Source organism: Photobacterium kagoshimensis, assembly GCF_050337045.1.
Taxonomy (GTDB): Bacteria; Pseudomonadota; Gammaproteobacteria; order Enterobacterales; family Vibrionaceae; genus Photobacterium; species Photobacterium kagoshimensis.
Window position 1 is genome coordinate 99,249 of the sequence record NZ_JAKJSO010000008.1, and the last position, 26,558, is coordinate 125,806.

The window sequence follows — 26,558 nt, forward strand, 5'->3', positions numbered from 1 at the left end:
CTCGTTGATGTTATCACCGAGGTTTTTTATTAATGATTAAGTGAAGTTATATAGGGCTATAAGTAAGATTCAAGGTGATGAATGATTCTTTGTTCCTCATCTTTTGAGGCTTTTAATACCATGTATCCGTTAGGATCAAAATGAACAATAGCGTGAATGCTAATTACCTGAGAAAGTACATTAAGCATCGCCCAGCTTGAAGGGGTAACACTAAATTGCATGTGCACTAAGCGCTCGCCAGCATAACTTAAAGCCCCATTATTACGTTGATTACAAAGTAATGCATGGCTATCGTTTGCCACATAAATTGATTCAGCTGCTAAATTAGTAATCGTAATAGGGAAGGCTTCTGGTGAACAATATGCGTTGATCATTGTAGCTTCAGCTTGGTGTTTTGTTTGTAATTCAACCTCGTTACCTCGAACATCAATATCGCCATAGAATCCAATTGAAAATAGATGAGCTAAAAACTTTTCGGTTGAAATAGGATTAGAGAAAGAAACGAGCCACCAGTGCGATCCCGTTGCTGGTAGAAAAGTGCGCTCTTTACTGCGTGCAGCCATAAATGTAGCAGTATGTGCCGCTAATTTGGGGATGTAGCTAGTAGAAGTAATTGTTTTATCAATATTCTTGGTTGCAGTCATAATAAATTCCTTTTAAAGCTGCAAAATGTACAAAGCTGTTGTCTCGTCGTGTCATTTTTACTTATATATACAACTTCATACCTTTGTAACTTAATATTACTTATCTGCGCCACCAAATAAAGCGGTTACATTGCTATGTGGGCGAGGGATCACATGAGTGGTAATTACAGCATTATCTAATCAAAACAATAAAGGCAGCCGTTATTAATGGCTGCCTCATGATATTGAATGGATTATATTGAAATGAATCCATATCTGATTAGTTATTGAACAAGCTCATCAACCAAATCTTGGTGAGTGTAGAAGGGCGATTTGGCATTTTCTGATAGATAAGGCTCCACCATCGAAATTAAACGTAATACACCTGCACGAATTAATTCATCTTCACTTAATTTGTCGTGCAGCAGGGTTTGATAATTCAACCAGTTTAAGCTCACAAGCAATAAGTTATCGGCAATTAACGGCTGATTGGTCGCATCGCAGTTTAGCATGCCTAAATCGGCCAAATGGGCGAGCATATCGCTGCTTAATGTACGTAGCTTTAATACCAATGTGCGTATTTTACGTTTGATTTGAGGGCTTTGGCTGTTGAGATTATCGAGATTACGGAATAAGAATCGATAATGGGTAAACAGAGCCATAATAGTATGTAAAAAAGGCCAATAGTCATCAAAATCTGTTACTTGGTCTTTATATTCATGACTAATACGGGTGAGCGAGTTGTGCAGTTCTTCCACGAGTGTTGCGATGATCTCGTCTTTGCCGCGAAAATGGTAATACAGATTACCTGGACTTATTCCCATCTCGGTTGCAATGATTAGTGTACTAACATTAGCCACGCCTTTTCGATTGAATAGGTCGAGACTAACAGCGAGAATCCGATCACGGGTTTTCATGGTTATTCCTTGTCTTGACTGTGTTTAACAACATGCAGTTTTATCACAATAGCGGTGTTTAGCTTGCGAGTTCCGGAGCAGCATGGAGTAAAAACGCGTATTCATTTTGCATTTGTTGCTTAATGTCTTCGCTAATGAACTTGACCAAGGTACTGCCAATGAGTGGCATTGCACTGCTGACTGAAACCTTAACTTGATTTCGAGTTGCTACATCGCCACCTGATTTTGTTGGTTCACTAAACAGCATGGTGCCTGTAATTTTGGCTGGTACACCAACAATCTCAACGGTCATTTTGCAAAGTAGGGACTCATCATCTTGCCAATGCCAAGTTTCGGTTTGATTAATGGTATTAAAACTACCCAGAATACTTTTCAGCACTGCGGGAACATTGGCCGGTACATCACGTTGAGTTGCGACACTGAACCCATCCTCGGTTTCTTTTATCGCCAGCACTTTGACATTTTTCGCGGTAAGTTGATGATACTTTTCAGTAATGAGTTCCTCTTCACTAAAAAAGCGAAGTAGCGAGTCCAAGTCAATTTGATAATCGTGAGTAACTGAAATTTCCATTTTCTTTCCTTTTACTTCTAATAACTGGTCTGACAACTAAAATCATTGTGCAACTAGCAGCATTTGAATTCAAAGGGAAAGACTGAAAAATCAGCTATTGATCAATATTCCTTTTGCGTATTCGTTCGTTTGTAGCTACGGCTCACAATTAAATGAAATAGAGTCTTTGTTCTATTTTTGTTACATGGCTGAAGCTTAAACCTAGGTTTGATATTTTGTGATGCACAACACAAACAGGTTTGATTTCGAACAATATAATTCACCATACTTTAAGTGTGGTGCTGCATAGTAATATCACGCTTGACGATATACTTCACAAGCAACTCGTGGAGAGGGAATACTTTCTTGTAATGATATGGTGTCATGCTCCAGAGAAAGCGGAAAAGCCACCTGCTAGGCACAGGTGGCTTTTTATCTTTTACACGCATCATATAGGTAAGATGGTAATTTCCTATAAATCCCTATGGCCAATCAAAACCTTGCATTAATGTCGACCAGATTAAGGGAAGGAGAGGCACACGATTAATAGATAGTGTGCTTGTGAGTTAGCTTTGTAAGTTTGCTAGTAATTTGTCACAACTGGCTTTGAGTTGTTGCAGCTCTTCAATTTCAAGTTTGCTTTTACAGAACATACTATTAGGTACAGAAAGTGCTTTGTTTTTGAGTTCTGCTCCTTGGTTGGTTAAGAAAACCAAACGAATACGTTCATCTTCACTGCTGCGTTGTCTTGTAATGAAACCTTTTGCCTCTAATCGTTTAAGTAAAGGCGTAAGAGTTCCTGAATCTAGATGAAGATCATGCCCAAGATCTTTTACGTTAATGCCACTCTTTTCCCAAATAACCATCATTGTTAGGTATTGAGAATAAGTGAGATCAAGTTCATTTAGTAATGGACGATAGGCTCTGATCATTGCATTTGATGCGCTATAAAGAGAGAAACATACTTGATTTTTAAGTAATAATTGAGTTGACTCCACTTCATTTAGACTATGATTATCAGTTAAATTCGCCATATCAAACTCCATACTGAAAATAGATTGTGCACAATATACTTGTGTTTTACCTTTTAATCGACTTATACTTGCTGTAAAAGAATTGTGCGCAATCTAATTGCTGGCAATCTAAATCGTTTATTATCGTATGTAATTTAAAGGACATCATCATGACGACACTGTACACAACGAAAGCAACGGCATCATCAGGGCGTAACGGTCAAGTAACTACAGAAGACAACATGCTAGATCTCGCTCTCAGCTACCCGAAAGAAATGGGTGGAACAGGTGAAGCAACTAATCCAGAACAATTGTTTGCTGCGGGTTATTCTGCGTGTTTTTCAAATGCGATTATTCATGTTGCTCGTGAGATGAAAATCAAATTAACGCAAGCACCAGTGACGGCTGAAGTAGGGATAGGGCCAAATAATGCGGGTGGTTTTGCTTTGACAGTTGCGCTTGCTGTTGTACTCGATTTAGAAGAACAGCAAGCACAGCAATTAGTAAAAACTGCACATCAAGTTTGTCCGTATTCAAATGCAGTGAAAGGCAATATCGATGTAAAACTATCAGTTAATGGTGTTGCACTGTAATTCGATGATTTGTATCCCCCTGCGATGATCAAATTCAGTACCGACGAAGTCACACCAATTGTCTGTGATGAATTTGAACCGCAAGATGAAGCCGAAAAACGTTATCGGGACGGAGATTAGCCACAGTGCTCAAAGAATAAATATAGATAGCATTTGTTCTGTTGGCACTATTCTTTCATTCATTAAGATGGCTTTCATTCTGGTGGGTACAAACAGCAACTCTTAAAAATGATAGCAAAAGGTTTCTGTAGGGAAGCCTTTTTTAGGTTGTCAGTACGGATGTTTTGTCAAAAGTAGGTGATTTTTTATCAATTCATTTCATCTTGTGAGTGATAAACATATCAGCTAAGGTTTCATTACTTGCAGAATCAATCAACTAGAAATCGAATATTTGCTAGCTGCAATCATCGCAGGATTATTGGTTTTTATGTTTTGTTCTGTGGCATCTTTTTAATGTTGCGACATAGCAAAAAACTAGACCACTGAGCTTAAGCAAACTACGCTAAAATTCATTGCATTCTCATTTCGTAGGAGAAATTAGCTATGAATTCCCTTTTTGTGCATTGCCTGATTGGTTTTGTTGCATTATCTAGCATCATTGCCAAAACGTATGCATCCCAAATTCCCCAAACAGCGGATGAAATGGGACTAATGCAAGGTTCGCCACCTGAGAAAATTATTGATATTTCTCAGTGGGATAAAGGTCCTTACAACCGTTGGGCTTTTCAGCATATGGGAGAAATAGTTCCTACCGCCATTATAAGCCGTGGAATGGGGGCGCCAACGATATTACGTAGTGCGCCCATTGACAGCATTGCTAAACTGACTTTTAAAACGCAAGATGGCAAGCAATTAACAGTCGAAGAGAACCTTCAAGCCAATTACACCGATAGTTTTATTGTGCTTAAAAATGGTGAACTGGTTTTTGAGAAATATTATAACGGTATGACACCAGAGACGCGGCATTTGTTGATGTCTGTATCAAAATCGTTAACGGGTGCGATAATTGGTAATTTAGTTGAAGATGGGAAATTAGACCCAAATAAAAAAGTTATTGAATATATTCCAGAATTAAAGAGTAGCTCCGGCTTTAAAGATGTAACTGTTCAGCAAGTGCTTGATATGACCACAGCACTCCGTTTTAGTGAAGATTATGCAGATCCCAAGGCTGAGGTTGTAAAACATGAGGAGGCAACAGGTTGGCGTGGGCGTACCGAAGTTGCAAACCTTGGCTTGTTCGCTTTTGCTCAAGAAACCAAGAAGGTTGAACGTGCACATGGTGAAGTATTTCATTATGCCTCGATTAATACAGATATCTTGGGTTGGTTGATTGAACGTGTGTCAGGTCAGCGTTTCGTTGATTATACGAGTGAGACGGTCTGGACCAAATTGGGGGCTGAGCGGGATGCACAGTTAAGTGTCGACTTCTTGGGTTCACCTGTAGCGAATGGTGGCTTTGTTATAACTACTCGTGATTTGGCTCGTTTTGGTCAAATGATTTTAGATAATGGGCAATATAACGGGCAGCAAATTATTCCTTCAAAATGGGTGGAAGACATTCGAGAGAATGGCCAAAATTCTGCTTGGCAACCAACAAAGTATTCAAAGATTTGGCCTGATGGTTTTTATCGTAATCAGTGGTATGTGACGAAGGACGATCAAGGCTCATTTTTTGGCGTAGGCGTTAACGGTCAGCATTTATGGATTAACCCCGCGACGAATGTCGTTATTGTTAAGTTCTCGTCATATCCTGTTTCAGCGGATGTTGAGAGAGGAATGAAAGACTGGGCTATGATGGACGCTATTGCGCGCTCATTAAAGTAGGGTAATCACTGTTCTGAATAGCCTTTACGAATAAAACCCAACGCGTGGTTTATTGACACGTGTTGGGTTTTTGTCATCTGAGCGAAAAGTGCAAGCAATCAAGAGTGGCGGGTGGGTTCACTGTTTACACCAAATACTACCTCTACGGTACATGAGGTGTCGGTGACATTTTGTTCGTAATGCCATTGTTGGTTATCACAAACTTGGCGAACCAGCTTAATCCCTAAACCAAAACCATCACTCTTTTCGCCTTTGAGTAGTTCACCCCAATTGATGATGGTAAGTTTGTTGTCATCTAGTTGAATCGCTATATGTCCAGTATCTGTGTGTTGCATGGCGTTGCGGATCAAGTTTGCGATGATGATACGTATCATCACCTTAGGGAGTGATTGCGTGACAGACGATAGCGCTAATTCTACGGTCACATCTTTGCCACCCAGCAAGTATTGGTGTTCTTCTACTAACTCTTCTGTTAATTGGCTGAGGTTGAAGGTTTCAATTTTGGGTTGATAGTCTTTATTACGAGTTAACCAGAGTAGGGTTTCTGTTAAATGGCTCATGGTTAGCCCTGCACGGTTAATACGATCTAACGGCTTCTGGCAGGCTGGTGGTGCATCGTGCCACATGTGCTCCATTAAAGAAGCGTTACTTAAAATGACGGCTATCGGTGTTCTTAGCTCATGGCTTGCGTGCTGTAGAAACTTGGTTTTGCTCGTTTGCTATATGCCGAGTCTCAACGCTTGCTTCCGTATGAGACTGCCATGGTCTTGCGGTAAGTAAGAATTTATAAAGTAGCTCTTGTGGAAAAAAAGCAACGGAAGCGGCAATAATGATGCTACGTCGTGAGCGGTAAAATTAGGGTAAATATGGGATAGAAAGCACAGGTTACATTCAGAAAAAGCCTTGCTTCGTAATTATTGAACTGGGTGTTAAAAATGTCGGAATAAGGGGGAAGCTTGCAATAAGCAACCAAGCTACGAGCGCGCCTTATTGCTCGTAACTGGTTATCTTAGTATATGTTATGAGCCTTAACTCTATGCTAACTAGCACTCCACATTTGTTTGCCTGTACGTTGGAAGTTATAACCGCCGAGTTGGTCACCGCGGACTTGTACTTCCATGTCTTCAAGTTGATGTAATAACTGCTGTTGTAAGGTTCGAAAATAAATGTTTTTTGGGATCACCAATTCAAACGCTTCTCGGCACAATGGAATAAAACCTAAACCGAATTCCCCCGCGGTGCTTTGGCTTGCACAACCCACATCAGCTTGGCCTCGAGCAATTGCAGATGCCAGTTCACGTTCAGAATTACAGGTGTCGACCTTGGTTAACATACTTAGATTAAACGCATGGTTGTGTAGCCACTCATCTAAAGCCCGCATGCTACCAGCTCCTTCTTGACGCAGCGCCCAGCGCCAACGAGGGGCGAGTAAATCTTGTGGTTTTAATTCACGATCCCCAAATTGCTGCGCGACTTCAGGATTCACCACTAAACCTTGTTGGCGTTCAAAGGCATGAACAAGTACCCAGTTTTTATGTCCTGGATACTGTTGTAGTAACGCAGGGTGTCGCAAACCGGATTCTTCCGCATTACCCCAATGAATGGCGCACATATCAACATGGCCTTTGCTTAGCATCGCAAGCCCTTGTCGAGTGCCTGTCGATGTGTAACCCACAAGCGCAGTACTGCCGAGTTGATTGGCCATTTTGCCAACAATCATTTGTAGTAGTGGATCGTCAGAGCCTGCAATTAACAAGCGGTCGTTCTGAACCCCGTTATTGCAGGATTCAAGTAGCCACTTATCTAGCATTGCCTTGGGGAACAGCCATTTACCGGTAATTTTGGTACAAGGCAGCAAGCCTTCATTGGCTAGCGCGTAAACTTTCTTTTCGTTTAAATCTAAATATTCAGCAACTTGTTTGGCGTTCATGAACTCAGGGAAGTCGGTGCTCATTGGTTATCACCGCTCTTATCATTCCCTTTATCACTAGCACGTTTTGAATCTTTCAGCTTAAAGCTTTTGGCTTGCTCGTCGAGATTGCCTTTAATATCCAGAATCAGATTCTGCATGCCGTTATACACTTGGAAGCGATGGCCTTTGGCACGGGCAATCATAGTAATGCCAAGCTTTTGGGCAAGCTCATAGCCCATCTGTGTTGCCCCAGAGCGTGAAAGCAAAATAGGAATGCCCATTTGCGCCACTTTTATCACCATCTCTGACGTTAAACGGCCTGTGGTGTAGAAGATCTTATCTTCACCTGTTTGACCTGCAAGCCATAGCTCACCCGCTAAGGTATCCACAGCATTATGGCGGCCTACATCTTCCACAAATGACACTATTTCTGTGCCTTTACAGACAGCACAGCCATGAACAGCACCTGCGGCTTTATAGGTTTCATTATGATGGGTAAGCGATTCAAGCAAACCATAGAGCTGAGATTGGGGAAGTTGAGGCTGGGGTAGGGTGACGCCTTCCAGTTTCTTCATCACATTACCGAACATGGTACCTTGCCCACAGCCTGAGGTGACGGTTTTCTTTTCAAGCTTCTGCGCTAAGTTACCAGTGTCTTCTTTAGTAATTACCGCCGCTGAGTTGGTATCCCAATCGATGATAACCGATTCAATGCTATCTAGATCTGAAATGAAGCCTTGGTTTTTCAGATAACCCAGCACAAGCGCTGATGGGCGTTCACCCAAGGTCATTAAGGTAACAACTTCAACCCAATTAAGATAAACCGTAAGAGGGTGCTCACAAGCGATTTCTTTGGTCATCATATCGCCGTATTCATCCATGATATCGACAGTCATGGTTTGCTTCACTGAGGCGTTGGTTTTAATAATTTTTGGCAGTGGATTCATAAAAGTCCTGTAGCAATGATTGTCTGTCTAAAAATGACGGTTTGTTATCGTTATCTAATAGCAAGCTTAGGCGCTAACTATAAAACAAAGTGCTTATTCTGTTTTGTCTTAGCGATAGTGCTGCAATTCTATCTATCCCGACTATTCTCTAGTTATTTAGCGTTAATACATTAAGCGCTTACTCATCCATGTGGTTATTGTTCAAGCGATAATGATTACTTATTGATATATAAAGAGAACCGTTGGCATTGAATGTAACGATAATCAGCTAAAAATGTGCAGTCGCTATCTTTTCTGGCTGTTTGTGAGTCCTTTGCAAGGATTGTTCCAACCTTATAATGTAATCATTATATTCCTTATTTTCGGTAAGAGTATAAGTTGGTCTGATAATTGCTTTGTAGCTAGGAGAATCGCATGTATTTAATGGTTTGCAGCAAATAGCATGTTGCATACTCACTAGAAATGCGGCTGATTTTCATTCGCGACTATTGTGTGAGTAATGTTTTCAAGAAGAAAGGAGTAAGCGTGCCTGAGCTCTATAAGAATGAATCGATTTGGCCGATTGGCTTTCGACTAGTATCAGAAGAAAAGCAGGTTGGACGCTGGTCAACACTGTCTTGGTCGATTGAAGACGTTGCACTGCATGAAGAGCAACGTACAACAGAAAGCCATGTGTTACCGCTAGAACTATTTCGCGATGAACGATCTGATTATCGCTTTAATTTAAGTTCACGTGATCCTCACTTATTCATTGTTTGTGAAGAAGAAAACGAACAATTAAAACCTGTCCATATTACTGCAGCTCAATCAGTAGCAAGCAGTTATATGGATGGTGATTATCAAGTACTTCATATAACGACACCGTTACCGGTTCAAGCATGGATGGAAGCATTTATAGGTCGACATGGTGAGTTGATCGAAGGTGGCCGTAAGAAGTGCAAGAACAAAAAAGGCAAAGGTCGTTCAAGTGGCAAGTAATATTTTTCAGCGCTGGGCTAGCCGTAAGCTCGCGGTTAAAAAAGAAAATGAAACGTCTAATCAAGTAGATAGCTTGACTGCGGATTCACTACCCGAGTCACAGAGTTCTCAGTCAACAGTGACTACAGAACAAAAAAACGTCGGTGAAGCTGATCATGATGCAGGTCTTTGTCATGACGTAGCGGATAAAGTTGAAGCTAATGGTACGTCATCACCTGATCTTGATGTTAATGATGAAGATAAACATGATGCGCTGCCTTCATTAACTGATGTTGCTGGTGTGAGTTTTGATTCGGGCGCAGCTGCATTTTTGAAAGAAGGCGTTGAGAAGTCGGTAAAGAAAGCGGCACTGAGTAAGCTTTTTCATTCTGATGAGTTCAACTATATCAGTGACATGGATGATCATACGGAAGATTTCTCAAATATACCTAAACTTGATACGTCAGTTGTAAAACAGCTACGTGGCTGGGTTAACGAGGCTGCAGAGAAAGTAGAAGCGCTTACAGATACTGATGCAACAGATGTGAATGCAGGTTTAGCCCATGATGAGCTAACGGCAGTAACGAATATCAACGATAGCGATGCACTTGATAGTGAAACATCACAGACAGAGCAATCGGTAGATGATGAAACACTCAGTGATGAACTAAGTAAAGAATCAACGGAAGAAGAGGTTGAGGCATCTGTCCCTACAGAAATCCCTACTGATCTTGCTGCCAATGGTGAATCGAATGGTTTACACCAAGCTAAGACAACGGATGCCATACTCCAATTTTCATTGAATGAAGAAATAACAAGTCAGCTCAACGAAGTAGAGTCTCATAAAAAAGCCTAGTAACTCGCTGAAAATAGTGGTTACTAAGCAAAAAATTACGAGTGAGACAAAAAGGGGAAAATACCCTTAAAAAATAGCGGGACAATTTGGCGCATTTAAATGCATAGCGAGAGACAAAATGTCGCACGTGTTGTTAACCAAGCTGTCCCTTTCTGACTTTAGTTCCTTATAGGTCATTTTATTCCGTTAAAAGTTGGTTCGGTTATTGCTCTATAGAAGCATGAAGGTTCAAGAATTTTAAATCTGGCCTTTCATCGACATCGACAAACGGTGACGAGTACACAGGAATAAGAATGTTAAAAAGTACACTAGAAGCACTAGCAAGCAATGATCAAAATGCAGCCGCTCGATTCTCTGCCATTACAGGTACGGTTGAATTAGCGAATCTGATCCCTCCTACGGTTTCGTATGAAAGCCGCGGGAACTTATTGATCATTGGTGAGCAGTTAACAATTACCGCATTGGCTGAACAATTTTCTGCACTAAACTCAGTAACCCTACTGGCGACTGAAAAGTCTGCACAGGCTGAAAAAGTAGAGAATTTGTATTTCAGTAAAGAGGTTACTGTTAATGGTTACCTTGGTGCATTTGATGTGAGATGTCGTGTAGACGGTACTATATCTGATACCAATGTGAATCTAGCAAAAGTGGCAACTGGCCGTGATTGCTTCGATATTGTGTTAGATATGACGGCTGAAGGCATCGTTAAGATTGAAATTCCTGCGCCGGGTTATTACGCCACGGCAAAAGGTGCTGTTGTTGCAGACTTAGTAGAAGAATTGCCTGCAATGATAGGGACATTCGATAAGCCTAAATACTTTCGTTTGAATCCAGACCTTTGTGCACATTCATCACGTGGTGTGAGTGGTTGTGAACGTTGTGTCGATGCTTGTCCTGCTGGGGCATTAACCAGTAATGGCCATGCTATCGAAATTAACCCATACCTTTGCCAAGGTGTAGGTACATGTGCAACGGCATGTCCGACGGAAGCGATTAGTTACGCATTACCTGATCCTGATAACACGCAACATTTTGTGTATCGCCTTTTAGAACGTTATCAAACAGAAGGGGGCTCAGCGCCTACTATTTTGTTTTACGGTAACCGTGATGAAGCTGCTGTTATTCGTTCATTGGCTCTGTTCCCGTCAAATGTTATTCCGGTAGCACTTGAAGAGCTAGCAACTGTAGGGGTAGAAACTTGGTTTAGTGCACTGGCATACGGTGCGCACCAAGTCCTACTTGCAACGAATACAGCTTATATTCCTGCAACGATTGATCGTGTGTTAACCGATGAACTTGCGATTGCTCAGGCTTTCTTAACCGAACTAGGTTTTGAAGCAGACCGTATTACATTATTTGATTTTGCTCAGGTGGAATCATTTAACGCTTACGACGTTGCGCTGGTTACTGATGCACAAGCACGTTTTGAAGGTAATAAGCGTGACAAGCTATTTGCAGCACTAACGCTACTTGCTGATGTTGCACCTGCTAAACCTGACTATTCTGAATTGCCTGCGAATGCTCCATTCGGTTCGGTAGATTGCAAAACAGAAGATTGTACTTTGTGTATGAGTTGTGTGTCTGTTTGTCCGACACGCGCACTACATGCAGTGGGTGATCGCCCAGGCCTTTTATTCGTTGAACAAGATTGTATTCAATGTGGCATGTGTGAAAAGGCATGTCCTGAGAAAGTGATTTCAATGAAACCTGGTTTTAATTGGGATGCACAAGCGCGCACTGAAGCACAAGTTGTTCATGAAGAAGAAGCGGCCTGTTGTACCAGTTGTGGTAAAGCTTTTGCACCTGCTTCTATGGTGAAAATGTTGACTGAAAAGTTACAAGGTCACTCGCAATTTCAAGGTGAAGCAATTCGTCGTTTATCCATGTGTGAAGATTGTCGTGTTCGCGATATTTTCTCACAAATGGAAAGCGATCCTGAAAGTCAGTTAAAGGTGTAGGCGGAATCGAATGGAACAGCAATTAATGCAAAACGAAGAAACAACCCTACGTGTAGATATTTACGCCATGCTTGCGCACCTGCTGCGTAAAGCACCGGACGAAAATATTCTTAACTGGCTGTCTAGTTTAGATGTAGCTACACCACAGCCGCATATTTCAGGCATGGCTGCGACTTGGCCTTTAGTGAAATTAGCAGCTGAAAAAACAACCCTAATACGTGTTCAGGAAGAATATCAGGATCTGTTCATTGGTATCGGTCGTGGCGAGATCGTACCTTTTGGTTCTTGGTACTTAACTGGATCTATGATGGAAATGCCGCTTGCGCATCTTCGTCGTGATTTGGCTCAACTTGGGTTTCAACGCGAAGAAAATGTAAAAGAACCGGAAGACCACATTGCAGCCCTACTAGAAGTAATGGCAATGCTGGTGGAAGGGGGTGATGACCATCTGCAAAAAACGTTTTTTAACCGTCATATCGCGACATGGTTTGAACGTTTTTGTGCCGATTTGAAGTCAGCTGACAGCGCTGTTTTTTACACTGCTATTGGCGAATTGGCTTTGCAATTTTTGACTGTAGAAAAGACACGATTTGTTTAAGTTCTTGAAGCGGGGCTTTGCTCTGTTTCACGCTTTTTAACTTAACGGTCGTAACCATAGCTATAACAAACTATCGATGTCCGATAAATCGGGTAAAACGATAAAGGAGCAAGCTTCCATGAGTGAGCAAAATAAACCTAATGAAGGCCGCCGCCAATTGTTGAAAAACATTGGTCTAAGCGTGGCTGCTGGTGCAGTGGTTGCAGGTACTGCAACTACTGCAAATGCGACGGTAGAAAAGCCTGAAGCAAAAGAAACCAAAACTAACGGCTATCGCGAAACGCAACACATTCGCGACTACTACGAAACCTTGTAAGCGGAGCTATAAATGAAACTGACAAAACGTTCCGATAATGTGAGCAAGGACGAAAACCAATTAGGTGTATCTCGTCGTACTTTCCTTCGTAACACTTCGCTAGCTGCGGCTGGTGGTGTTGCGGGTGCAAGCATGTTTGCTCCAGGCATGATGAAAAAAGCAGAAGCGAAAGAAGTAGATCGTTCTGCGCCTGCTGAAATTAAACGTACTATTTGTTCACACTGTTCTGTGGGTTGTGGTATTTACGCTGAAGTACAAGAAGGTGTCTGGACTGGCCAAGAACCCGCTTTTGACCACCCTTTTAATGCTGGTGGACACTGTGCGAAAGGTGCTGCACTACGTGAACACGGTCATGGTGAGCGTCGTCTAAAATACCCAATGAAGTTGGTTAACGGTAAGTGGACCAAACTTAGCTGGGAACAAGCACTGGACGAAGTAAGTAAGAAAGTACTGAAAATCCGTGAAGAGTCAGGCCCAGATTCTGTTTACTGGCTAGGCTCTGCGAAACACAACAACGAACAAGCGTACTTGTTCCGTAAAATGGTTTCGCTATGGGGTACGAACAACGTCGATCACCAAGCGCGTATCTGTCACTCAACCACGGTTGCAGGTGTTGCGAACACTTGGGGCTACGGCGCGATGACCAACTCACTGAACGACATGCACAACTGTAAGTCGATTCTGTTCATTGGTTCAAACGCAGCAGAAGCTCACCCAGTTGCAATGCAGCACATTCTGATCGCGAAAGAGAAGAACAGCTGTAAAATCGTTGTTGCCGATCCACGTCGTACGCGTACCGCAGCAAAAGCTGATGAGTACGTATCACTACGCCCAGGCTCTGATGTTGCCTTTATTTGGGGTGTGCTATACCACATCTTCAAAAACGGCTGGGAAGATAAAGAGTTCATTCGTCAACGTGTTTACGGCATGGAAGATGTACGTAAAGAAGTGGCGAAGTGGACACCAGCAGAAGTTGAACGTGTAACTGGCGTGCCTGAAGAAGAAGTGTACCGCACAGCGAAAACACTGTCTGAAAACCGTCCGGGTTGTGTTGTTTGGTGTATGGGTGGTACGCAACATACCACAGGTAACAACAACACACGTGCTTACTGTATTCTTGAACTAGCCCTTGGCAACATGGGTAAAGCGGGCGGTGGTGCAAACATTTTCCGTGGTCACGATAACGTACAAGGTGCAACTGACTTTGGCGTACTGTCTGACAACCTACCAGGTTACTATGGCCTTTCTGAAGGTGCGTGGAAACACTGGGCTGGCGTTTGGGATGTTGATTACGAGTGGCTGAAAGGTCGTTTCGACCAAGCGGATTACCGTGGCAAGAAACCAATGAACAGCGCAGGTATTCCTGTATCGCGTTGGATCGATGGCGTACTTGAAAACAAAGATAACATCGAGCAAAACGATAATATCCGTGCCATGTTCTACTGGGGTCACGCAGTAAACTCACAAACTCGTGGACCAGAAATGCGTACTGCGATGGGTAAACTGGACATGATGGTTATCGTTGATCCGTACCCAGGTGTCGCTTCTGTAATGAACGGTCGTACCGATGACGTTTACTTACTACCAGCAACTACACAGTTTGAAACGCATGGTTCAGTAACGGCAACAAACCGTTCTATCCAGTGGCGTGATCAGGTTATCGAGCCGTTGTTCGAATCTAAGCCTGACCACGAGATCATGTACTTGCTATCGCAGAAACTTGGCCTATCTGAGCAACTGTTTAAGCACATTAAAGTTGAAAATAACCAACCTGTTATTGAAGACGTTACCCGTGAATACAACAAGGGTATGTGGACAATTGGTTACACAGGTCAAAGCCCTGAGCGTTTGAAGGCGCACCAGCAAAACTGGCACACCTTCCATAAAACAACGCTTGAAGGTGAAGGCGGTGTAGCTGACGGTGAAACATACGGTCTACCTTGGCCTTGTTGGGGTACACCTGAGATGAAACACCCAGGTACTCACATCCTTTACGATACATCTAAAACCGTTGCGCAAGGTGGTGGTAACTTCCGTGCTCGTTTCGGTGTAGAACGTAACGGTGAAAGCCTACTGGCTGACGATAGCTACTCATTAGGTTGTGAACTTGAAGGTGGTTTCCCAGAGTTTAGCGACAAACTGCTAAAACAACTGGGTTGGTGGGATGAACTAACGGCTGATGAAAAAGCAGCGGCTGAAGGTAAAAACTGGAAAACTGACGTTTCTGGTGGTATCCAACGCGTAGCAATCAAACATGGTTGTATCCCTTACGGTAACGCAAAAGCGCGTGCTGTTGTTTGGACATTCCCTGATGCTGTGCCACTACACCGTGAGCCACTGTACACGCCTCGTCGTGATTTGGTGACTGATTACCCTACGTGGGATGACAGCGAAGCAATGTTCCGCTTGCCAACACTGTACAAATCAATCCAAGAGAAAGATGTATCTAAGGATTACCCAATTATCCTGACATCTGGTCGTCTGGTTGAGTACGAAGGTGGTGGTGATGAAACGCGTTCTAACCCTTGGCTAGCAGAACTTCAACAAGAAATGTTTGTTGAGGTGAACCCGAAAGATGCTAACGATCTTGGCTTCCGCGACGGTGACATGGTTTGGGTTGAAGGTGCAGAGAAAGGGCGCATCCACGTTAAAGCAATGGTAACTCGTCGTGTTAAACCTGGCTTAGCCTTCATCCCGTTCCACTTTGGCGGTAAGTTCCAAGGTGAAGACTTACGCGGCAACTACCCAGCAGGTACTGTTCCGTATGTATCGGGCGAATCTGCAAACATTGCAACCACATACGGTTACGATCCTGTTACTCAAATGCAGGAAACAAAAGTAACTCTATGTAAGATCTCTAAAGCGTAAGGAGTCATCAAATGGCACGTATGAAATTTCTTTGTGACTCTAAGCGTTGTATTGAGTGCAACGGCTGTGTTACTGCATGTAAAAACGAAAACGATGATGCACTAGAGTGGGGTATCCAACGCCGTCGCGTTGTAACGCTTAACGATGGTGAAGTCGGTGAAACTTCAATCTCAGTAGCGTGTATGCACTGTAGCGATGCACCTTGTATGGCGGTTTGTCCTGCTGATTGTTTCGAGCAAACAGAAGACGGCATCGTACGTCACGACAAAGATCTTTGTATCGGTTGTGGTTACTGTCTATTTGCTTGTCCGTTTGGTGCACCTCAGTTCCCTAAACAAGGCGCATTTGCTGAACGTGGCAAAATGGACAAATGTACCTTCTGTGCAGGTGGCCCTGGTGTTGAACCTGGTTCTGAAGATGAACGTCAAAAATACGGTTCAAACCGTATTGCTGAAGGCAAGCTACCTATGTGTGCTTCACTTTGTTCAACCAAAGCATTACTTGCCGGTGATGCCGCTAAGATTTCTGATGTTTACCGTGAGCGTGTTGTTGCGCGTGGTGCAAAAGAAGCTGGCTGGGCAAGCAACGTGAATGTTGACGATCTAGCATACGATGCGGGCAAAGCTCGTAAAGCATAATGGTTTATTGGGCACGCTATAGAGTGTGCCCATAAATCAGTAACAAACTGAGCGCGTTTTTATTACAGAGCAATTGTTCTGATAGAAACGAATAAATACGCGCGCTTTCAACTGTTATCGAAACAGTCAGGAGTTTTAATGACTAAGCGAATCCAACATTGGTTCACTTTGCTAGCAACCGCATTCATGCTGATGTTTACCTTGTCAGCGTTTGCCAGCGAAGGAGCGAATACAAGTACGGATAATGAGCGCTTGGGCGAGTCTTCGGTTCAAAAAGAAGCGGTAGGTTTCGCCGGTGCTGATTATTGGCGCATGGTCAAGGATGGTCAAGAAGGTTACACCACATCAAAATCACCAGAGCATGGTGTCTTGATCAGTGTGCCGGGGCAAACATGGTATGTGTTAAAAGAAAAGTGGATGTCTCCACTGGGTGCATTGGCTATTTTTGGTAGCCTAGCAATGGTAACACTTGCCTATGTTGTTGTTGGCCCGCTAAAACTGAGTAAGCCTAAAACAGGGCGTAAGATTAAACGTTGGAGCCGTATCGACCGTGCATTGCACTGGAGTATGGCATTCACTTTCCTTACGCTTGCGTTTAGTGGCTTAACCTTGGTTTATGGTAAACACTTCTTGAAACCCATTTTACCGTCTGAACTATGGGGCTGGATCATTTACGCGGCTAAACAATACCACAACTACATGGGGCCTATTTTCTTCCTATTGTTAGTTGCAGTACTTGTGAAGTGGTGGCGTAAAAGTATCTTCAACATGGTTGATGTACGCTGGTTCATGAAAATGGGCGGCATGGTCGGCAAGCATAAAGGTACGCACCCATCGGCTGGTTTCTCAAACGGTGGTGAAAAGGCGATTTACTGGCTGCTCATCTGCTTCGGTATTGTTGCAGCGATCAGTGGTTTTGTTCTCGATTTCCCAATCTTTGATCAAACACGCCGCGATATGGAGCTGTCGAACCTTGTGCACATGTTCTCGGCGCTTATCTTGATCTGTGGCTTTGTGTTCCACATCTATATCGGTTTATTCGGTATGGAAGCGGCACTTGATGGCATGATCACAGGTGAAGTTGATGAAACTTGGGCGAAAGAACACCATGACCTTTGGTATGAAGAAGTGAAAGACCTTCCTGAAAACCAACCGGGTTATGATGAAAAAGCCGAAGCTGAAGCGAAAGGCAAGCCAAGTTCAAAAACATCGTAAACTGCTGTTATAAATAGAAAACGCCGCGATTAATATCGCGGCGTTTTTTTATGCCTATAGAAAAGTAGTACTGTTTTGGGGTGCTAATGACTCATAGATAAAAGTATCAAAATGCAAATGAGATCGCGGTCATTTGCGTACGGTAAAATAGAGATTTGACTCGCAAATAGCTGTCACCTATGGATTTTGCAAATGTGACTGGGGCTAAAATGCCAATTGATTTATAGGTCAGGAGGCGCAATTGAAAAAATTCAGAACACTTTCGATATGTACGTTGACTGTATTTCTAGCGGCTTGTAATGGCTCATCGGATAGCGATGGCGATGACACACCACCAAACCCTACAACTGGTGAAATCTCTATTTCCTCAGTGGAAGAGTTTAACCAAGAAATACTCACCAAAGGCGTTATCGGTGCCAATCAAACAGTCACGGTAACTCTACCAACTAATAACAATACATTAGCCATCGATAAAGATTTAACCGTTAAAGGCGATCTCATTATTAAATAAGGACATTTCATGAAAAAGTCTATGTTGTCATTTTTAGCTCTTGCCATTACAACCTCACTTTCAGCAGGTGCAACAGCAGCGTCACTTGATGTTCATGGTGATATCAAAGTGAATGGTAAAACTGTTATTGATAGTGCTGGTAATCTTGTTCAAAACAAAACCAATACGATTAATATTGCTGATTATCAGCCAAGTGGTGATGCTGTTATCAATTTGAAATTGATGGTTGATGGTGAACTTCAAACATACAAGATTGTATATGCTGCGGGTAAACAAGTTAGTGAAGAAGCAGCAACTAATGGTGCTGTTTCTTGGAAAATGACATGGGGTGATAGAACAGAAAGTGCCATGACAGTAACAACAGTTAACGGTGACTGTACAGACGTAGTACGTAATGAATTTGAGCTATCAAATGCTTATGCGCCCGTTGATTTAGGGCATACAACGTCAAGAATTGATAAATTTATTTCTACATTCGCAAGTTCAACCTGTAAACCTGAGCTGGTTGATACAAAAGAGCATAAGACAGATATCTATTTGATGACACCATTAGTTAAATACGATTTTAAATACGGCGAAAACAAAACAGTAAAAGATTGTATCCTTGTTAATTACAGTATGAATGGTGGTGCATCCTATAAAACTAGAACCCTTTGTAAGGGGATAGGCCTCGTTGAGTTTGGATCCTATAGTAATGAAGCTATTCGATATCACTTGACCTCAGTAGAATAAGGCTTACTTAATTCTGTGATTTACCATCATGATGTCATGGTCGTGCATTTGGTGGTAGATCACTCTTTGCTTTTGTAGTCATCACATTCTAATGCACTATAACTTTATATTGTTCATCTTAATTTAATCTATTTACCGCGATATATCACAACTCCCTGATTTGTTAGACTATTGTCTAATACGAATTGGTTATAACCCCACTGAAAGAGTGGTATAACTAAGTAATACATGGCTGAGTAAGGATATCTGTATGCTTTTTCCCTATCAAAATATCGTTGTACTAACAGGTGCTGGAATTTCAGCTGAAAGTGGCATCCGAACCTTCCGTGACCAAGATGGCCTATGGGAAAATCATCGCATTGAAGATGTCGCCACGCCAGAAGGTTACCTTCGTGACCCTGTAACAGTGCAGAACTTTTATAACTTACGACGTCAGCAGTTAGAAAGTGGCACCGTTGAGCCAAATGCGGCTCATCTCGCATTGGCGGAACTCGAAGCAAAGCTAGATGGTAAGGTGACAATTGTTACTCAGAACATTGATAACTTGCATGAAGTAGCAGGCAGTAAAAATATTATTCATATGCATGGCGAGTTATTAAAAGCACAGTGTAGCCAAACCGGGCAGTCTATCGACTGGACAGGAAATATCACGCTAGATGATCACTGCCACTGTTGCCAAATTCCCGCGCCAATGCGGCCTAATGTGGTTTGGTTTGGAGAGATGCCAATTGGGATGGGTGCTATCCATGAGGCGCTATTAGAGGCTGATTTATTTATTTCGATTGGTACCTCTGGTGCTGTTTATCCTGCAGCAGGTTTTGTTCATGAAGCTGCTATGCACGGTGCACATACTGTTGAGCTGAATCTAGAACCGAGTGATGTTGAAAGTGAGTTCGCTGAAAAACGCTATGGGCCAGCTTCAGAACTTGTTCCTCAATTTGTCGCTGAGTTATTGGAAGGTTAACGTAAGAACGAATAAAACAAAGCCGAGCAATGCGTGCTCGGCTTTATCAGTTTGAACTATCGAATTTTGATGCTATTCGATTACTGACCCGCTTTTAGCTTTTGGTAGTATTCTTCGTAAAGCGTATTCGCTGAACCTACACTGTTTTGCCACTCACCAGCGTCCATTACTTCTTGTGGTGGGTAGATGCTTGGATCGTTAACAAATTCTGCTGGCAGTTTGTCTTTAGCCGTTGCAACTGGAGTTGGGTAACCAATTTCAAGTGCTACTTTTGCTGCGTTCTCTGGACGAAGCAAGAAGTCGATCATTTTGTGTGCTGCTTCAGTGTGCTTCGCTTTCGCTGGGATCGCTAGGCTATCCATCCAGAAGATTGCACCTTCTTTTGGCCATACGATATCGATCTCTGCACCTTCTTGGCGAGCCATGTACGCTGAGCCGTTCCAAAGCATGCCTAGTGATGTTTCACCCGCCATGTAAGGGTTAGCAGGGTAGTCTGAGTTGAAAACCAATACGTTTGGCATCAGTTTTTTCAGCTCTTCGTAAGCCGCTTTAATCTCTGTTGGATCTTGTGTATTAGCAGAGTAACCAAGCTTGCGTAAAGCGATATGGAAGAACTCACGTGCGTCGTCCATCATCATTAGCTGGCCTTCCCACTTAGAATCCCAGAAATCAGCCCAGCCTTTTACTTCGGCTTTATCCATCATCTCTGTATTCACACCGATACCCGTCGCACCCCAGATGTATGGGATAGAGTAATCGTTGCTTGGATCAAAAGGCTTGTTTAGGAAGTTTGGATCCAAATCTTTAAAGTGAGGTAGTTTACTACGGTCGATTTTTTGCAGCATACCTTCTTCACGCATCTTAGATACGTAATAAGTTGAAGGAACTACTAGGTCATAGCCTTCACCATGAGTTTTTAGTTTGGCGTACATTGTCTCGTTCGACTCATAAGTCGAGTAGATCACTTTAATGCCAGTTTCTTTGGTGAATTGCTCAAGTACTTCACTTGGAATGTATTCAGACCAGTTGTAGAAGTAAAGCTCTTCGTCAGCAGCAACAGCAGTGTTTGCCATCATAGCCATTGCGCATACGCCACCTGCGACGAGGGAAGACCATTTTTTCATTGATATAACTCCAACTTATACAGTTTTAGGTGTTCTCGGACGGCGAAACCGTCTCTCCTTAGTGTAGATAAAATACGTAAAAACGTGATAAAGGGAAAAGCGGGCGAATTATAGCAGAGGGTAATGATAAAAAGGTGATTAATCACATAAAAACAGTGCAGTATCAGAGCTGTAGGCATAAAAAAGGCTTCCATATAGGAAGCCTAAAATTCAAATTAGTGCTAAAAAAGATTATTGGTCTGCTTTTAGCTCTAAGAAGTAGTTTTCGTAGCGAATATTCATGTCGCCAACAGAATCCTGCCACTCACCACGATCAAGATCTGCTTGCGGTGGGAATAGAGTAGGGTCGTTCTTGTATTTCGCGTTAGATTTCTCTACTGCGGTTAAGTAGCCCGTTTCTTCAGAGATTTTTGCTGCTACATCAGGGCGTAGTAGGAAGTCGATCATCTTGTGCGCTGCTTCAACGTTTTTCGCGTTTTTAGCAATTGCTAGGCTATCAACCCAGAAGATGCCGCCTTCTTTTGGCCAAATTAACTTAATTGGTAAACCTTCTTTTTGTGCTGCCGCCGCAGAACCGTTCCAAAGCATACCTAAACCAACTTCACCTGCAAGGTAAGGGGCTGCAGGGTTATCTGAGTTGAAAACCAATACGTTCGGCATTAGTTTCTCAAGCTCTTTTTTCGCTTCATCGATTTGTTTCGGGTCAGTCGTGTTACCTGAGTAACCCAGTTTACGTAATGCGATGTGGAACACTTCACGCGTGTCATCCATCAACATTAGCTGACCTTTTAGTTCAGGATTCCACAGATCTGCCCAGCTATCGAAATCTTCTGGGTCGTACATATCTGTGTTAACGGCTAAACCTGTCATCGCGATAACGTGCGGGATAGAGTAGTCGTTGTTTGGATCAAAAGGCTTATCTAAGTAGTTTTTATCGAGTTCTTGGAAGTTAGATAACTTCGATTTATCGATCTTCTGTAACATGCCTTCGTCGCGCATTTTTGCAACGAAGTAAGTTGATGGTACAACTAAATCGTAACCTTGTGGGTGGGCACGCAATTTAGCGTACATTGTCTCATTCGACTCATAAGTCGAATAAATCACTTTAATGCCTGTTTCTTTAGTGAACTGTTCACGTAATTCTGTAGAGATATACGGGCCCCAGTTCATAAAGACAAGTTCCTGATCTGCAGCTGTTGCCATGTTAGAGAACAAAGCAGCAGCACACGCAGTGCCGGCTAGAAAAGCGGACAATTTTTTCATGTTTGTATCAACTCCAAAACCTCAATGAGGTGTTAATAAAAAACAAGTGGCTCATAACGAATTATGGAGCCACTTGCATTTTTTGGCTAATGCCAAATTTAAAACAGTTATTTTAGCGTAGACGAATTACTTTACTTTTTCTCTTGCTAGTAGCTGAGAGCAGACCACTAAGATAAGAGAAACAATCAGCATCACGGTTGCTAGTGCGTTGACTTCTGGTGAAATACCCACTTTAACCATTGAGTAAATCTTCAATGGTAAAATTTCGTAAGTCGGCCCAGTCACAAATGAACTCACAATAACGTCATCGAGTGATAGGGTGAAGCTCAGTAACCAGCCACCAGCGATTGCAGGTTTTGCTAGCGGTAGAATAATTTTGCTTAAAATTACCCATTCACTTGCACCCAAATCACGCGCAGCTTCCAGCATCTTCACATCAAAACCATTCAAGCGGCTATATACTGTTACCACAACGAAGGGTAGACAGAATGTAATATGAGCGAGTAACAAGGTTAGGAAACCTAGCTCTGCACCCAATAGCAAAAATAGCGCAAGTAATGAGATTGCCATAACTATGTCTGGCGACATCATTACGATGAATAGCATGCCGTTAACAAACTTTTTGCCTCTGAACTGGTAACGATAAAGGGCGACTGCCGTTAAGCTACCAATTAACGCGGCTGCTGTTGCGGAAAACACAGCGATGTTAATCGAGTGCCAAGCGGCCTGCATTAGGCTGTCATTCGTAACTAGTTGCTCATACCATTTAGTGGTAAAGCCGCCCCATTTCATACCAAATTTGCTGGCATTAAATGAGTTAACAATCAGGATGATGATTGGCATATACAAAAATGCGTATACCAATGTCATAAAACTGAATTTAACAGAACGTCCCATTATTCCAGCTCCACTTTACGGTTCAGCAGTTTGCCTGCACGGTAGTAGGCATAAAGCATAATTGCCATCGCGGTTGTAAGTGCAATACTTGTCGCGGAGCCAAACGGCCAATCACGCGCATTAAGAACCTGACTCTTGATAACGTTACCAATTAGTAGGTTTTTCGCACCACCAAGCAAATCGGATACGTAGAACATACCTAGCGCTGGTAGCAACACAAGTAAACAACCAGCAATCACGCCTGGCATGGTTAGTGGAATAATCACTTTAACGAATGTTTGTAGCTTGCTTGCACCTAGGTCGCGCGCTGCTTCAATATAGGTGTTATCCAGCTTCTCAATCGCAGAGTAAAGCGGTAACACCATGAATGGCAGCAGAATGTAAACAAGGCCAACCATTACGGCATACTCGGTGTACATAATGCGTAGTGGTTTATCAATAATATCTAGGTAGAGTAGGGTGTTGTTAAACACGCCACGGGTACCCAGCATAATTTTTAAACCGTAAGTACGAATTAACGAGTTGGTCCAAAACGGTACAATCACCAAAAACAGCATGAATGGACGCCATTTTTCAGGCATCTTCGCTATCACATAAGCAAACGGGTAACCAATTAGCAAACACAGAAGCGTTGCAATGATTGCCATGTAGAACGAGTGCCACATTACTTTTGCGTAAAGTGGATCGAACAGGCGGATATAGTTATCCAGCGTGAACGTCATTTCGATCAGGTTTGCTTCGGAACGAGTCAGAAAACTGGTGCCGATAATCATCAAGTTTGGTATGAAAACAAACAATAGCAGCCATGAAACGATGACTGTAATGATGATATTTTGGAGATTAAGCTTCTTGTTCATCAGCCAATACCACTTCCCAGCTTTCAACCCAGGTAATAGCGACTTTTTGATCCAGAGAGTGATCTACATCAGGATCATCTTCGTTGAAGAATTCGCTAACCATAACTGACTTACCAGATTCAAGTTCTAGAACCGAATCAAGTGTCATACCCTTGTAAGTACGCTCGCGTACATAGCCAATAATGCCGTTGGCTTTGTCGCCGTTGTTTAGCTCTTCGATACGAATATCTTCAGGGCGAAGCAGTACTTTCACTTTGTCACCAGCTTGAACATCAAGGTCACAGTGAACTAATGAGTCACGGCCTTCAACGTTCGCTCTAATGCGTTTTTCATCAAGACGTTCGATAACAGTGGCATCGAAGACGTTGATTTCGCCAATAAAGCGGGCAACAAACAAGTTCTTAGGTTCTTCGTAAATTTCACGTGGTGAACCATCTTGCTCAATGTGACCATCACGCATAACGATAATACGGTCAGACATTGATAGCGCTTCTTCTTGATCATGTGTTACAAAAATGAATGTGATGCCTAACTTACGCTGAAGTTGTTTCAATTCAATTTGCATCTGCTTACGCAGTTTGTAATCAAGAGCTGAAAGAGATTCATCTAACAGAAGCACTTTAGGTTTGTTCACGACTGCACGGGCAATGGCAACACGTTGCTGTTGACCACCAGAAAGTTGGTGTGGCTTACGTGGTGCAAACTTGTCTAGCTGAACCATACGCAATGCTTCCATTACACGCGGTTCGATATCGCTTTCTGCCACTTTCTGCATACGCAAACCGAACGCAACATTTTCAAACACTGTCATGTGTGGGAAAAGTGCATAACTTTGGAATACTGTATTGACATGGCGTTGTTCGGCTGGGATCGCGGTAACATCACTATCAGCAAGAATAATCTGACCATTGTCAGCATTCTCAAATCCAGCAATTAAACGAAGTACCGTGGTTTTACCACAGCCTGAAGGTCCAAGGATGGTAAGAAATTCACCATCATTTACGTTCAGGTCTAAATCCGCGATGATTTGTTTGCCGTCGAAACTCTTACATAGATTCTTAAGTTGAATCACGGGTTTCTTTGAAGTGTGTGCAGCGTTCAATTCTACGTTATCTCCACCTTGGAACTTATGGGGGAAGTCCCTAATATTTAGGCTAAAATTCAGGAGGCGCATAATAGACCCCCAGCCCAGCAATTTAAAGCGTTTTTTGCGTAAATTTATGAGAAAAATGTTTCCATTTAAAAGTGTCTGATTAACAAAAGTTATTTACACCATCCAGATGGAGAATTATCACTATTTATCCCCCATTTTGTACAATAAATGAATACAGGTTACATAAACTGTCAACCTTGTTATTATCGACGAATAATTGAACAATACAAACGAAGTTAACTAACTTTTTATGGGCTTTGGGTGCTTTAGGCGCTTAGGGTGCGTACAATAATGCTCCCTGATGAAAGATGTGATCGGTTATGAGTGATAAATTAAAGAAAAACTTCCACCTCGGTGGCTCAATAGAGAAAGCCTTAAAAGGGGAGGCTGATTTACAAGCAGTGAGCGTGCTCCAAGAAGCATGGAAAATCACCGCCCGCCATTTTCTTACTTTTCTGCCTGCTATTATTGGGCTGTTTTTAGCGCAAGTGGCATTGCTGATGCTTGGCCTTCAAATCCAACTGGGTAGCCCAGCCGTTTTCTTTGATACATTTACCAATGGTCAGGAAATGACGGCAGAAATAATTCAAGCTGGCTACATTTCTAATTTTTGGTCTGATGTTTTAAGTGCACCTTTGTATGTTGGTGTGAGCTTGATGGCGTTAAACCATGCGGTTGGCTTACCATCAAAACCAAGCCATTTAGTGAAGGGGTTCCCTTTTGCCATTGTATCTATCATTACCATGCTACTGACATCGTCGATTCAAGGCATAGGCAACACGCTTTTCCCATTAATTGGCTTATTCATGTCGATGGCATTTGGGATGGCGATAATATTGGTATGTGAAAAACGTACGCCACCACTTAAAGCGATTCAATATTCATTAATGGCGACAGTGCGTAAATTAATGCCAATCACGGCTATTTACCTTGTAGTTATGATTATGTTCATGATCTCGTTTGCTACCGCAGGGCTTGGGCTGCTATGGACAATTCCATTCTTCTTTAATGTGAAGGGGATTATCTATCGCAACTTGTTTGGCATAACGCTGCAAGTAACATCTGTCGCGAAGAAAGATAAGACGAACGATGATGATCAAACACCGCCGAGTGTTAAAGGTGATGTGTTTAACGCGTAAGCGACACAAGAATAATACCAACTCATTAAAGCCTCATAACACATGAGGTTTTTTTCTACCCGCAATAAGCTTGTTGTTTGGATTACAGGGCTTTAATCACGCTTTTATAGCTAAGTCACTGTTAGCCCTTACA

General features: G+C 42.5%; 25 protein-coding genes and 1 pseudogene. 14 read left to right on the top strand and 12 right to left on the bottom strand.

The window, feature by feature from the left end; all coding sequences use genetic code 11:
* Nucleotides 1–56: 56 nt before the first annotated feature.
* The 4 genes from L4C35_RS00960 to ohrR form a co-directional block, all read right to left on the bottom strand.
* Nucleotides 57–644, bottom strand: a complete 588-nt coding sequence (locus tag L4C35_RS00960) for a hypothetical protein (RefSeq protein ID WP_428461124.1) — start codon at nt 642–644, stop codon at nt 57–59.
* 263 nt (nt 645–907) lie between these two features.
* Entirely contained in the window at nt 908–1,540 is a 633-nt protein-coding gene (locus L4C35_RS00965) for a TetR/AcrR family transcriptional regulator (RefSeq protein ID WP_428461125.1), read from the bottom strand.
* A gap of 58 nt (nt 1,541–1,598) precedes the next feature.
* Complete coding sequence (locus tag L4C35_RS00970) at nt 1,599–2,111, bottom strand: DUF2505 domain-containing protein (protein ID WP_428461126.1); 513 nt, start codon at nt 2,109–2,111, stop codon at nt 1,599–1,601.
* Nucleotides 2,112–2,656: 545 nt separating this feature from the next.
* A complete protein-coding gene (gene ohrR / locus L4C35_RS00975) occupies nt 2,657–3,124 on the bottom strand; it encodes a transcriptional regulator OhrR (protein WP_428461127.1) in 468 nt (155 codons plus the stop codon).
* 149 nt (nt 3,125–3,273) lie between these two features.
* Here ohrR and ohr point away from each other — a divergent pair, with 149 nt between their 5' ends.
* Both ohr and L4C35_RS00985 read left to right on the top strand, forming a co-directional pair.
* Complete coding sequence (ohr, locus tag L4C35_RS00980) at nt 3,274–3,696, top strand: organic hydroperoxide reductase Ohr (protein ID WP_428461128.1); 423 nt, start codon at nt 3,274–3,276, stop codon at nt 3,694–3,696.
* A 543-nt stretch (nt 3,697–4,239) separates the two neighbouring features.
* Nucleotides 4,240–5,520, top strand: a complete 1,281-nt coding sequence (locus L4C35_RS00985) for a serine hydrolase domain-containing protein (protein ID WP_428461129.1) — start codon at nt 4,240–4,242, stop codon at nt 5,518–5,520.
* Nucleotides 5,521–5,618: 98 nt separating this feature from the next.
* On the opposite strand, the pseudogene L4C35_RS00990 reads toward L4C35_RS00985, so the two are convergent.
* The 3 genes and pseudogenes from L4C35_RS00990 to fdhD all read right to left on the bottom strand — a co-directional run.
* A pseudogene (locus tag L4C35_RS00990) lies at nt 5,619–6,218 on the bottom strand (sensor histidine kinase); the annotation flags it as partial.
* A 341-nt stretch (nt 6,219–6,559) separates the two neighbouring features.
* On the bottom strand, nt 6,560–7,474 hold the full coding sequence (locus L4C35_RS00995; protein WP_428461130.1) for a substrate-binding domain-containing protein: 915 nt from the start codon (nt 7,472–7,474) through the stop codon (nt 6,560–6,562).
* Nucleotides 7,471–8,379: a formate dehydrogenase accessory sulfurtransferase FdhD gene (gene fdhD / locus L4C35_RS01000; protein WP_428461131.1), complete on the bottom strand. Its 909-nt coding sequence runs from the start codon at nt 8,377–8,379 to the stop codon at nt 7,471–7,473. Before fdhD ends, L4C35_RS00995 begins: the two co-directional genes overlap by 4 nt.
* A 525-nt stretch (nt 8,380–8,904) precedes the next feature.
* Between fdhD and L4C35_RS01005 the strand changes: the two genes are divergently transcribed.
* From L4C35_RS01005 to cobB, 11 genes are all read left to right on the top strand, one after another.
* On the top strand, nt 8,905–9,357 hold the full coding sequence (locus L4C35_RS01005; RefSeq protein ID WP_048898413.1) for a DUF3305 domain-containing protein: 453 nt from the start codon (nt 8,905–8,907) through the stop codon (nt 9,355–9,357).
* The gene (locus tag L4C35_RS01010; protein WP_428461132.1) at nt 9,347–10,192 is read left to right on the top strand and encodes a DUF3306 domain-containing protein; all 846 of its coding nucleotides are present in this window, start codon (nt 9,347–9,349) and stop codon (nt 10,190–10,192) included. The genes L4C35_RS01005 and L4C35_RS01010 overlap by 11 nt, the downstream gene beginning before the upstream one ends.
* A 293-nt stretch (nt 10,193–10,485) precedes the next feature.
* A complete protein-coding gene (locus L4C35_RS01015; RefSeq protein WP_428461133.1) occupies nt 10,486–12,150 on the top strand; it encodes a 4Fe-4S binding protein in 1,665 nt (554 codons plus the stop codon).
* Between the two features lie 10 nt (nt 12,151–12,160).
* Nucleotides 12,161–12,748: a TorD/DmsD family molecular chaperone gene (locus L4C35_RS01020; RefSeq protein WP_428461134.1), complete on the top strand. Its 588-nt coding sequence runs from the start codon at nt 12,161–12,163 to the stop codon at nt 12,746–12,748.
* A 118-nt stretch (nt 12,749–12,866) separates the two neighbouring features.
* Nucleotides 12,867–13,064 carry a formate dehydrogenase subunit or accessory protein gene (locus L4C35_RS01025; RefSeq protein ID WP_094956807.1) on the top strand — a complete coding sequence of 66 codons (198 nt, stop codon included), beginning with the start codon at nt 12,867–12,869 and terminating at the stop codon, nt 13,062–13,064.
* Between the two features lie 12 nt (nt 13,065–13,076).
* Nucleotides 13,077–15,932 carry a formate dehydrogenase subunit alpha gene (locus L4C35_RS01030; RefSeq protein WP_428461135.1) on the top strand — a complete coding sequence of 952 codons (2,856 nt, stop codon included), beginning with the start codon at nt 13,077–13,079 and terminating at the stop codon, nt 15,930–15,932.
* Nucleotides 15,933–15,943: 11 nt separating this feature from the next.
* Nucleotides 15,944–16,570: a formate dehydrogenase FDH3 subunit beta gene (fdh3B, locus tag L4C35_RS01035; protein ID WP_428461136.1), complete on the top strand. Its 627-nt coding sequence runs from the start codon at nt 15,944–15,946 to the stop codon at nt 16,568–16,570.
* A gap of 138 nt (nt 16,571–16,708) precedes the next feature.
* Complete coding sequence (locus L4C35_RS01040; protein WP_062690648.1) at nt 16,709–17,785, top strand: formate dehydrogenase subunit gamma; 1,077 nt, start codon at nt 16,709–16,711, stop codon at nt 17,783–17,785.
* A gap of 241 nt (nt 17,786–18,026) precedes the next feature.
* Entirely contained in the window at nt 18,027–18,296 is a 270-nt protein-coding gene (locus tag L4C35_RS01045) for a hypothetical protein (protein WP_428461137.1), read from the top strand.
* A gap of 9 nt (nt 18,297–18,305) precedes the next feature.
* Complete coding sequence (locus tag L4C35_RS01050) at nt 18,306–19,028, top strand: hypothetical protein (protein ID WP_428461138.1); 723 nt, start codon at nt 18,306–18,308, stop codon at nt 19,026–19,028.
* A 250-nt stretch (nt 19,029–19,278) separates the two neighbouring features.
* Nucleotides 19,279–19,992 (top strand): Sir2 family NAD+-dependent deacetylase, encoded by a 714-nt coding sequence (cobB, locus tag L4C35_RS01055; RefSeq protein WP_428461139.1) that lies wholly within the window; start codon nt 19,279–19,281, stop codon nt 19,990–19,992.
* Nucleotides 19,993–20,072: 80 nt separating this feature from the next.
* Here the strand turns inward: cobB and L4C35_RS01060 are convergent, their stop codons facing one another.
* The 5 genes from L4C35_RS01060 to potA form a co-directional block, all read right to left on the bottom strand.
* On the bottom strand, nt 20,073–21,116 hold the full coding sequence (locus L4C35_RS01060; RefSeq protein ID WP_428461140.1) for an extracellular solute-binding protein: 1,044 nt from the start codon (nt 21,114–21,116) through the stop codon (nt 20,073–20,075).
* A gap of 231 nt (nt 21,117–21,347) precedes the next feature.
* A complete protein-coding gene (locus tag L4C35_RS01065; RefSeq protein ID WP_428461141.1) occupies nt 21,348–22,379 on the bottom strand; it encodes an extracellular solute-binding protein in 1,032 nt (343 codons plus the stop codon).
* 126 nt (nt 22,380–22,505) lie between these two features.
* Entirely contained in the window at nt 22,506–23,276 is a 771-nt protein-coding gene (gene potC, locus L4C35_RS01070; RefSeq protein ID WP_094956801.1) for a spermidine/putrescine ABC transporter permease PotC, read from the bottom strand.
* Nucleotides 23,276–24,133: a spermidine/putrescine ABC transporter permease PotB gene (potB, locus tag L4C35_RS01075; protein ID WP_048898399.1), complete on the bottom strand. Its 858-nt coding sequence runs from the start codon at nt 24,131–24,133 to the stop codon at nt 23,276–23,278. The genes potC and potB overlap by 1 nt, the downstream gene beginning before the upstream one ends.
* Complete coding sequence (potA, locus tag L4C35_RS01080) at nt 24,117–25,235, bottom strand: spermidine/putrescine ABC transporter ATP-binding protein PotA (RefSeq protein ID WP_428461544.1); 1,119 nt, start codon at nt 25,233–25,235, stop codon at nt 24,117–24,119. Before potA ends, potB begins: the two co-directional genes overlap by 17 nt.
* Nucleotides 25,236–25,606: 371 nt before the next feature.
* Here potA and L4C35_RS01085 point away from each other — a divergent pair, with 371 nt between their 5' ends.
* Entirely contained in the window at nt 25,607–26,425 is an 819-nt protein-coding gene (locus L4C35_RS01085; RefSeq protein WP_428461142.1) for a hypothetical protein, read from the top strand.
* Nucleotides 26,426–26,558 lie beyond the last annotated feature (133 nt).

Excerpts from the sequence above, each read along its gene's own strand:
- L4C35_RS00960 (WP_428461124.1), bottom strand. The coding sequence starts at position 644 with ATGACTGCAACCAAGAATATTGATAAAACAATTACTTCTACTAGCTAC.
- L4C35_RS00965 (WP_428461125.1), bottom strand. The coding sequence starts at position 1,540 with ATGAAAACCCGTGATCGGATTCTCGCTGTTAGTCTCGACCTATTCAAT.
- L4C35_RS00970 (WP_428461126.1), bottom strand. The coding sequence starts at position 2,111 with ATGGAAATTTCAGTTACTCACGATTATCAAATTGACTTGGACTCGCTA.
- ohrR (WP_428461127.1), bottom strand. The coding sequence starts at position 3,124 with ATGGCGAATTTAACTGATAATCATAGTCTAAATGAAGTGGAGTCAACT.
- ohr (WP_428461128.1), top strand. The coding sequence starts at position 3,274 with ATGACGACACTGTACACAACGAAAGCAACGGCATCATCAGGGCGTAAC.
- L4C35_RS00985 (WP_428461129.1), top strand. The coding sequence starts at position 4,240 with ATGAATTCCCTTTTTGTGCATTGCCTGATTGGTTTTGTTGCATTATCT.
- L4C35_RS00995 (WP_428461130.1), bottom strand. The coding sequence starts at position 7,474 with ATGAGCACCGACTTCCCTGAGTTCATGAACGCCAAACAAGTTGCTGAA.
- fdhD (WP_428461131.1), bottom strand. The coding sequence starts at position 8,379 with ATGAATCCACTGCCAAAAATTATTAAAACCAACGCCTCAGTGAAGCAA.
- L4C35_RS01015 (WP_428461133.1), top strand. The coding sequence starts at position 10,486 with ATGTTAAAAAGTACACTAGAAGCACTAGCAAGCAATGATCAAAATGCA.
- L4C35_RS01020 (WP_428461134.1), top strand. The coding sequence starts at position 12,161 with ATGGAACAGCAATTAATGCAAAACGAAGAAACAACCCTACGTGTAGAT.
- L4C35_RS01025 (WP_094956807.1), top strand. The coding sequence starts at position 12,867 with ATGAGTGAGCAAAATAAACCTAATGAAGGCCGCCGCCAATTGTTGAAA.
- L4C35_RS01030 (WP_428461135.1), top strand. The coding sequence starts at position 13,077 with ATGAAACTGACAAAACGTTCCGATAATGTGAGCAAGGACGAAAACCAA.
- fdh3B (WP_428461136.1), top strand. The coding sequence starts at position 15,944 with ATGGCACGTATGAAATTTCTTTGTGACTCTAAGCGTTGTATTGAGTGC.
- L4C35_RS01040 (WP_062690648.1), top strand. The coding sequence starts at position 16,709 with ATGACTAAGCGAATCCAACATTGGTTCACTTTGCTAGCAACCGCATTC.
- L4C35_RS01050 (WP_428461138.1), top strand. The coding sequence starts at position 18,306 with ATGAAAAAGTCTATGTTGTCATTTTTAGCTCTTGCCATTACAACCTCA.
- cobB (WP_428461139.1), top strand. The coding sequence starts at position 19,279 with ATGCTTTTTCCCTATCAAAATATCGTTGTACTAACAGGTGCTGGAATT.
- L4C35_RS01060 (WP_428461140.1), bottom strand. The coding sequence starts at position 21,116 with ATGAAAAAATGGTCTTCCCTCGTCGCAGGTGGCGTATGCGCAATGGCT.
- L4C35_RS01065 (WP_428461141.1), bottom strand. The coding sequence starts at position 22,379 with ATGAAAAAATTGTCCGCTTTTCTAGCCGGCACTGCGTGTGCTGCTGCT.
- potC (WP_094956801.1), bottom strand. The coding sequence starts at position 23,276 with ATGGGACGTTCTGTTAAATTCAGTTTTATGACATTGGTATACGCATTT.
- potB (WP_048898399.1), bottom strand. The coding sequence starts at position 24,133 with ATGAACAAGAAGCTTAATCTCCAAAATATCATCATTACAGTCATCGTT.
- L4C35_RS01085 (WP_428461142.1), top strand. The coding sequence starts at position 25,607 with ATGAGTGATAAATTAAAGAAAAACTTCCACCTCGGTGGCTCAATAGAG.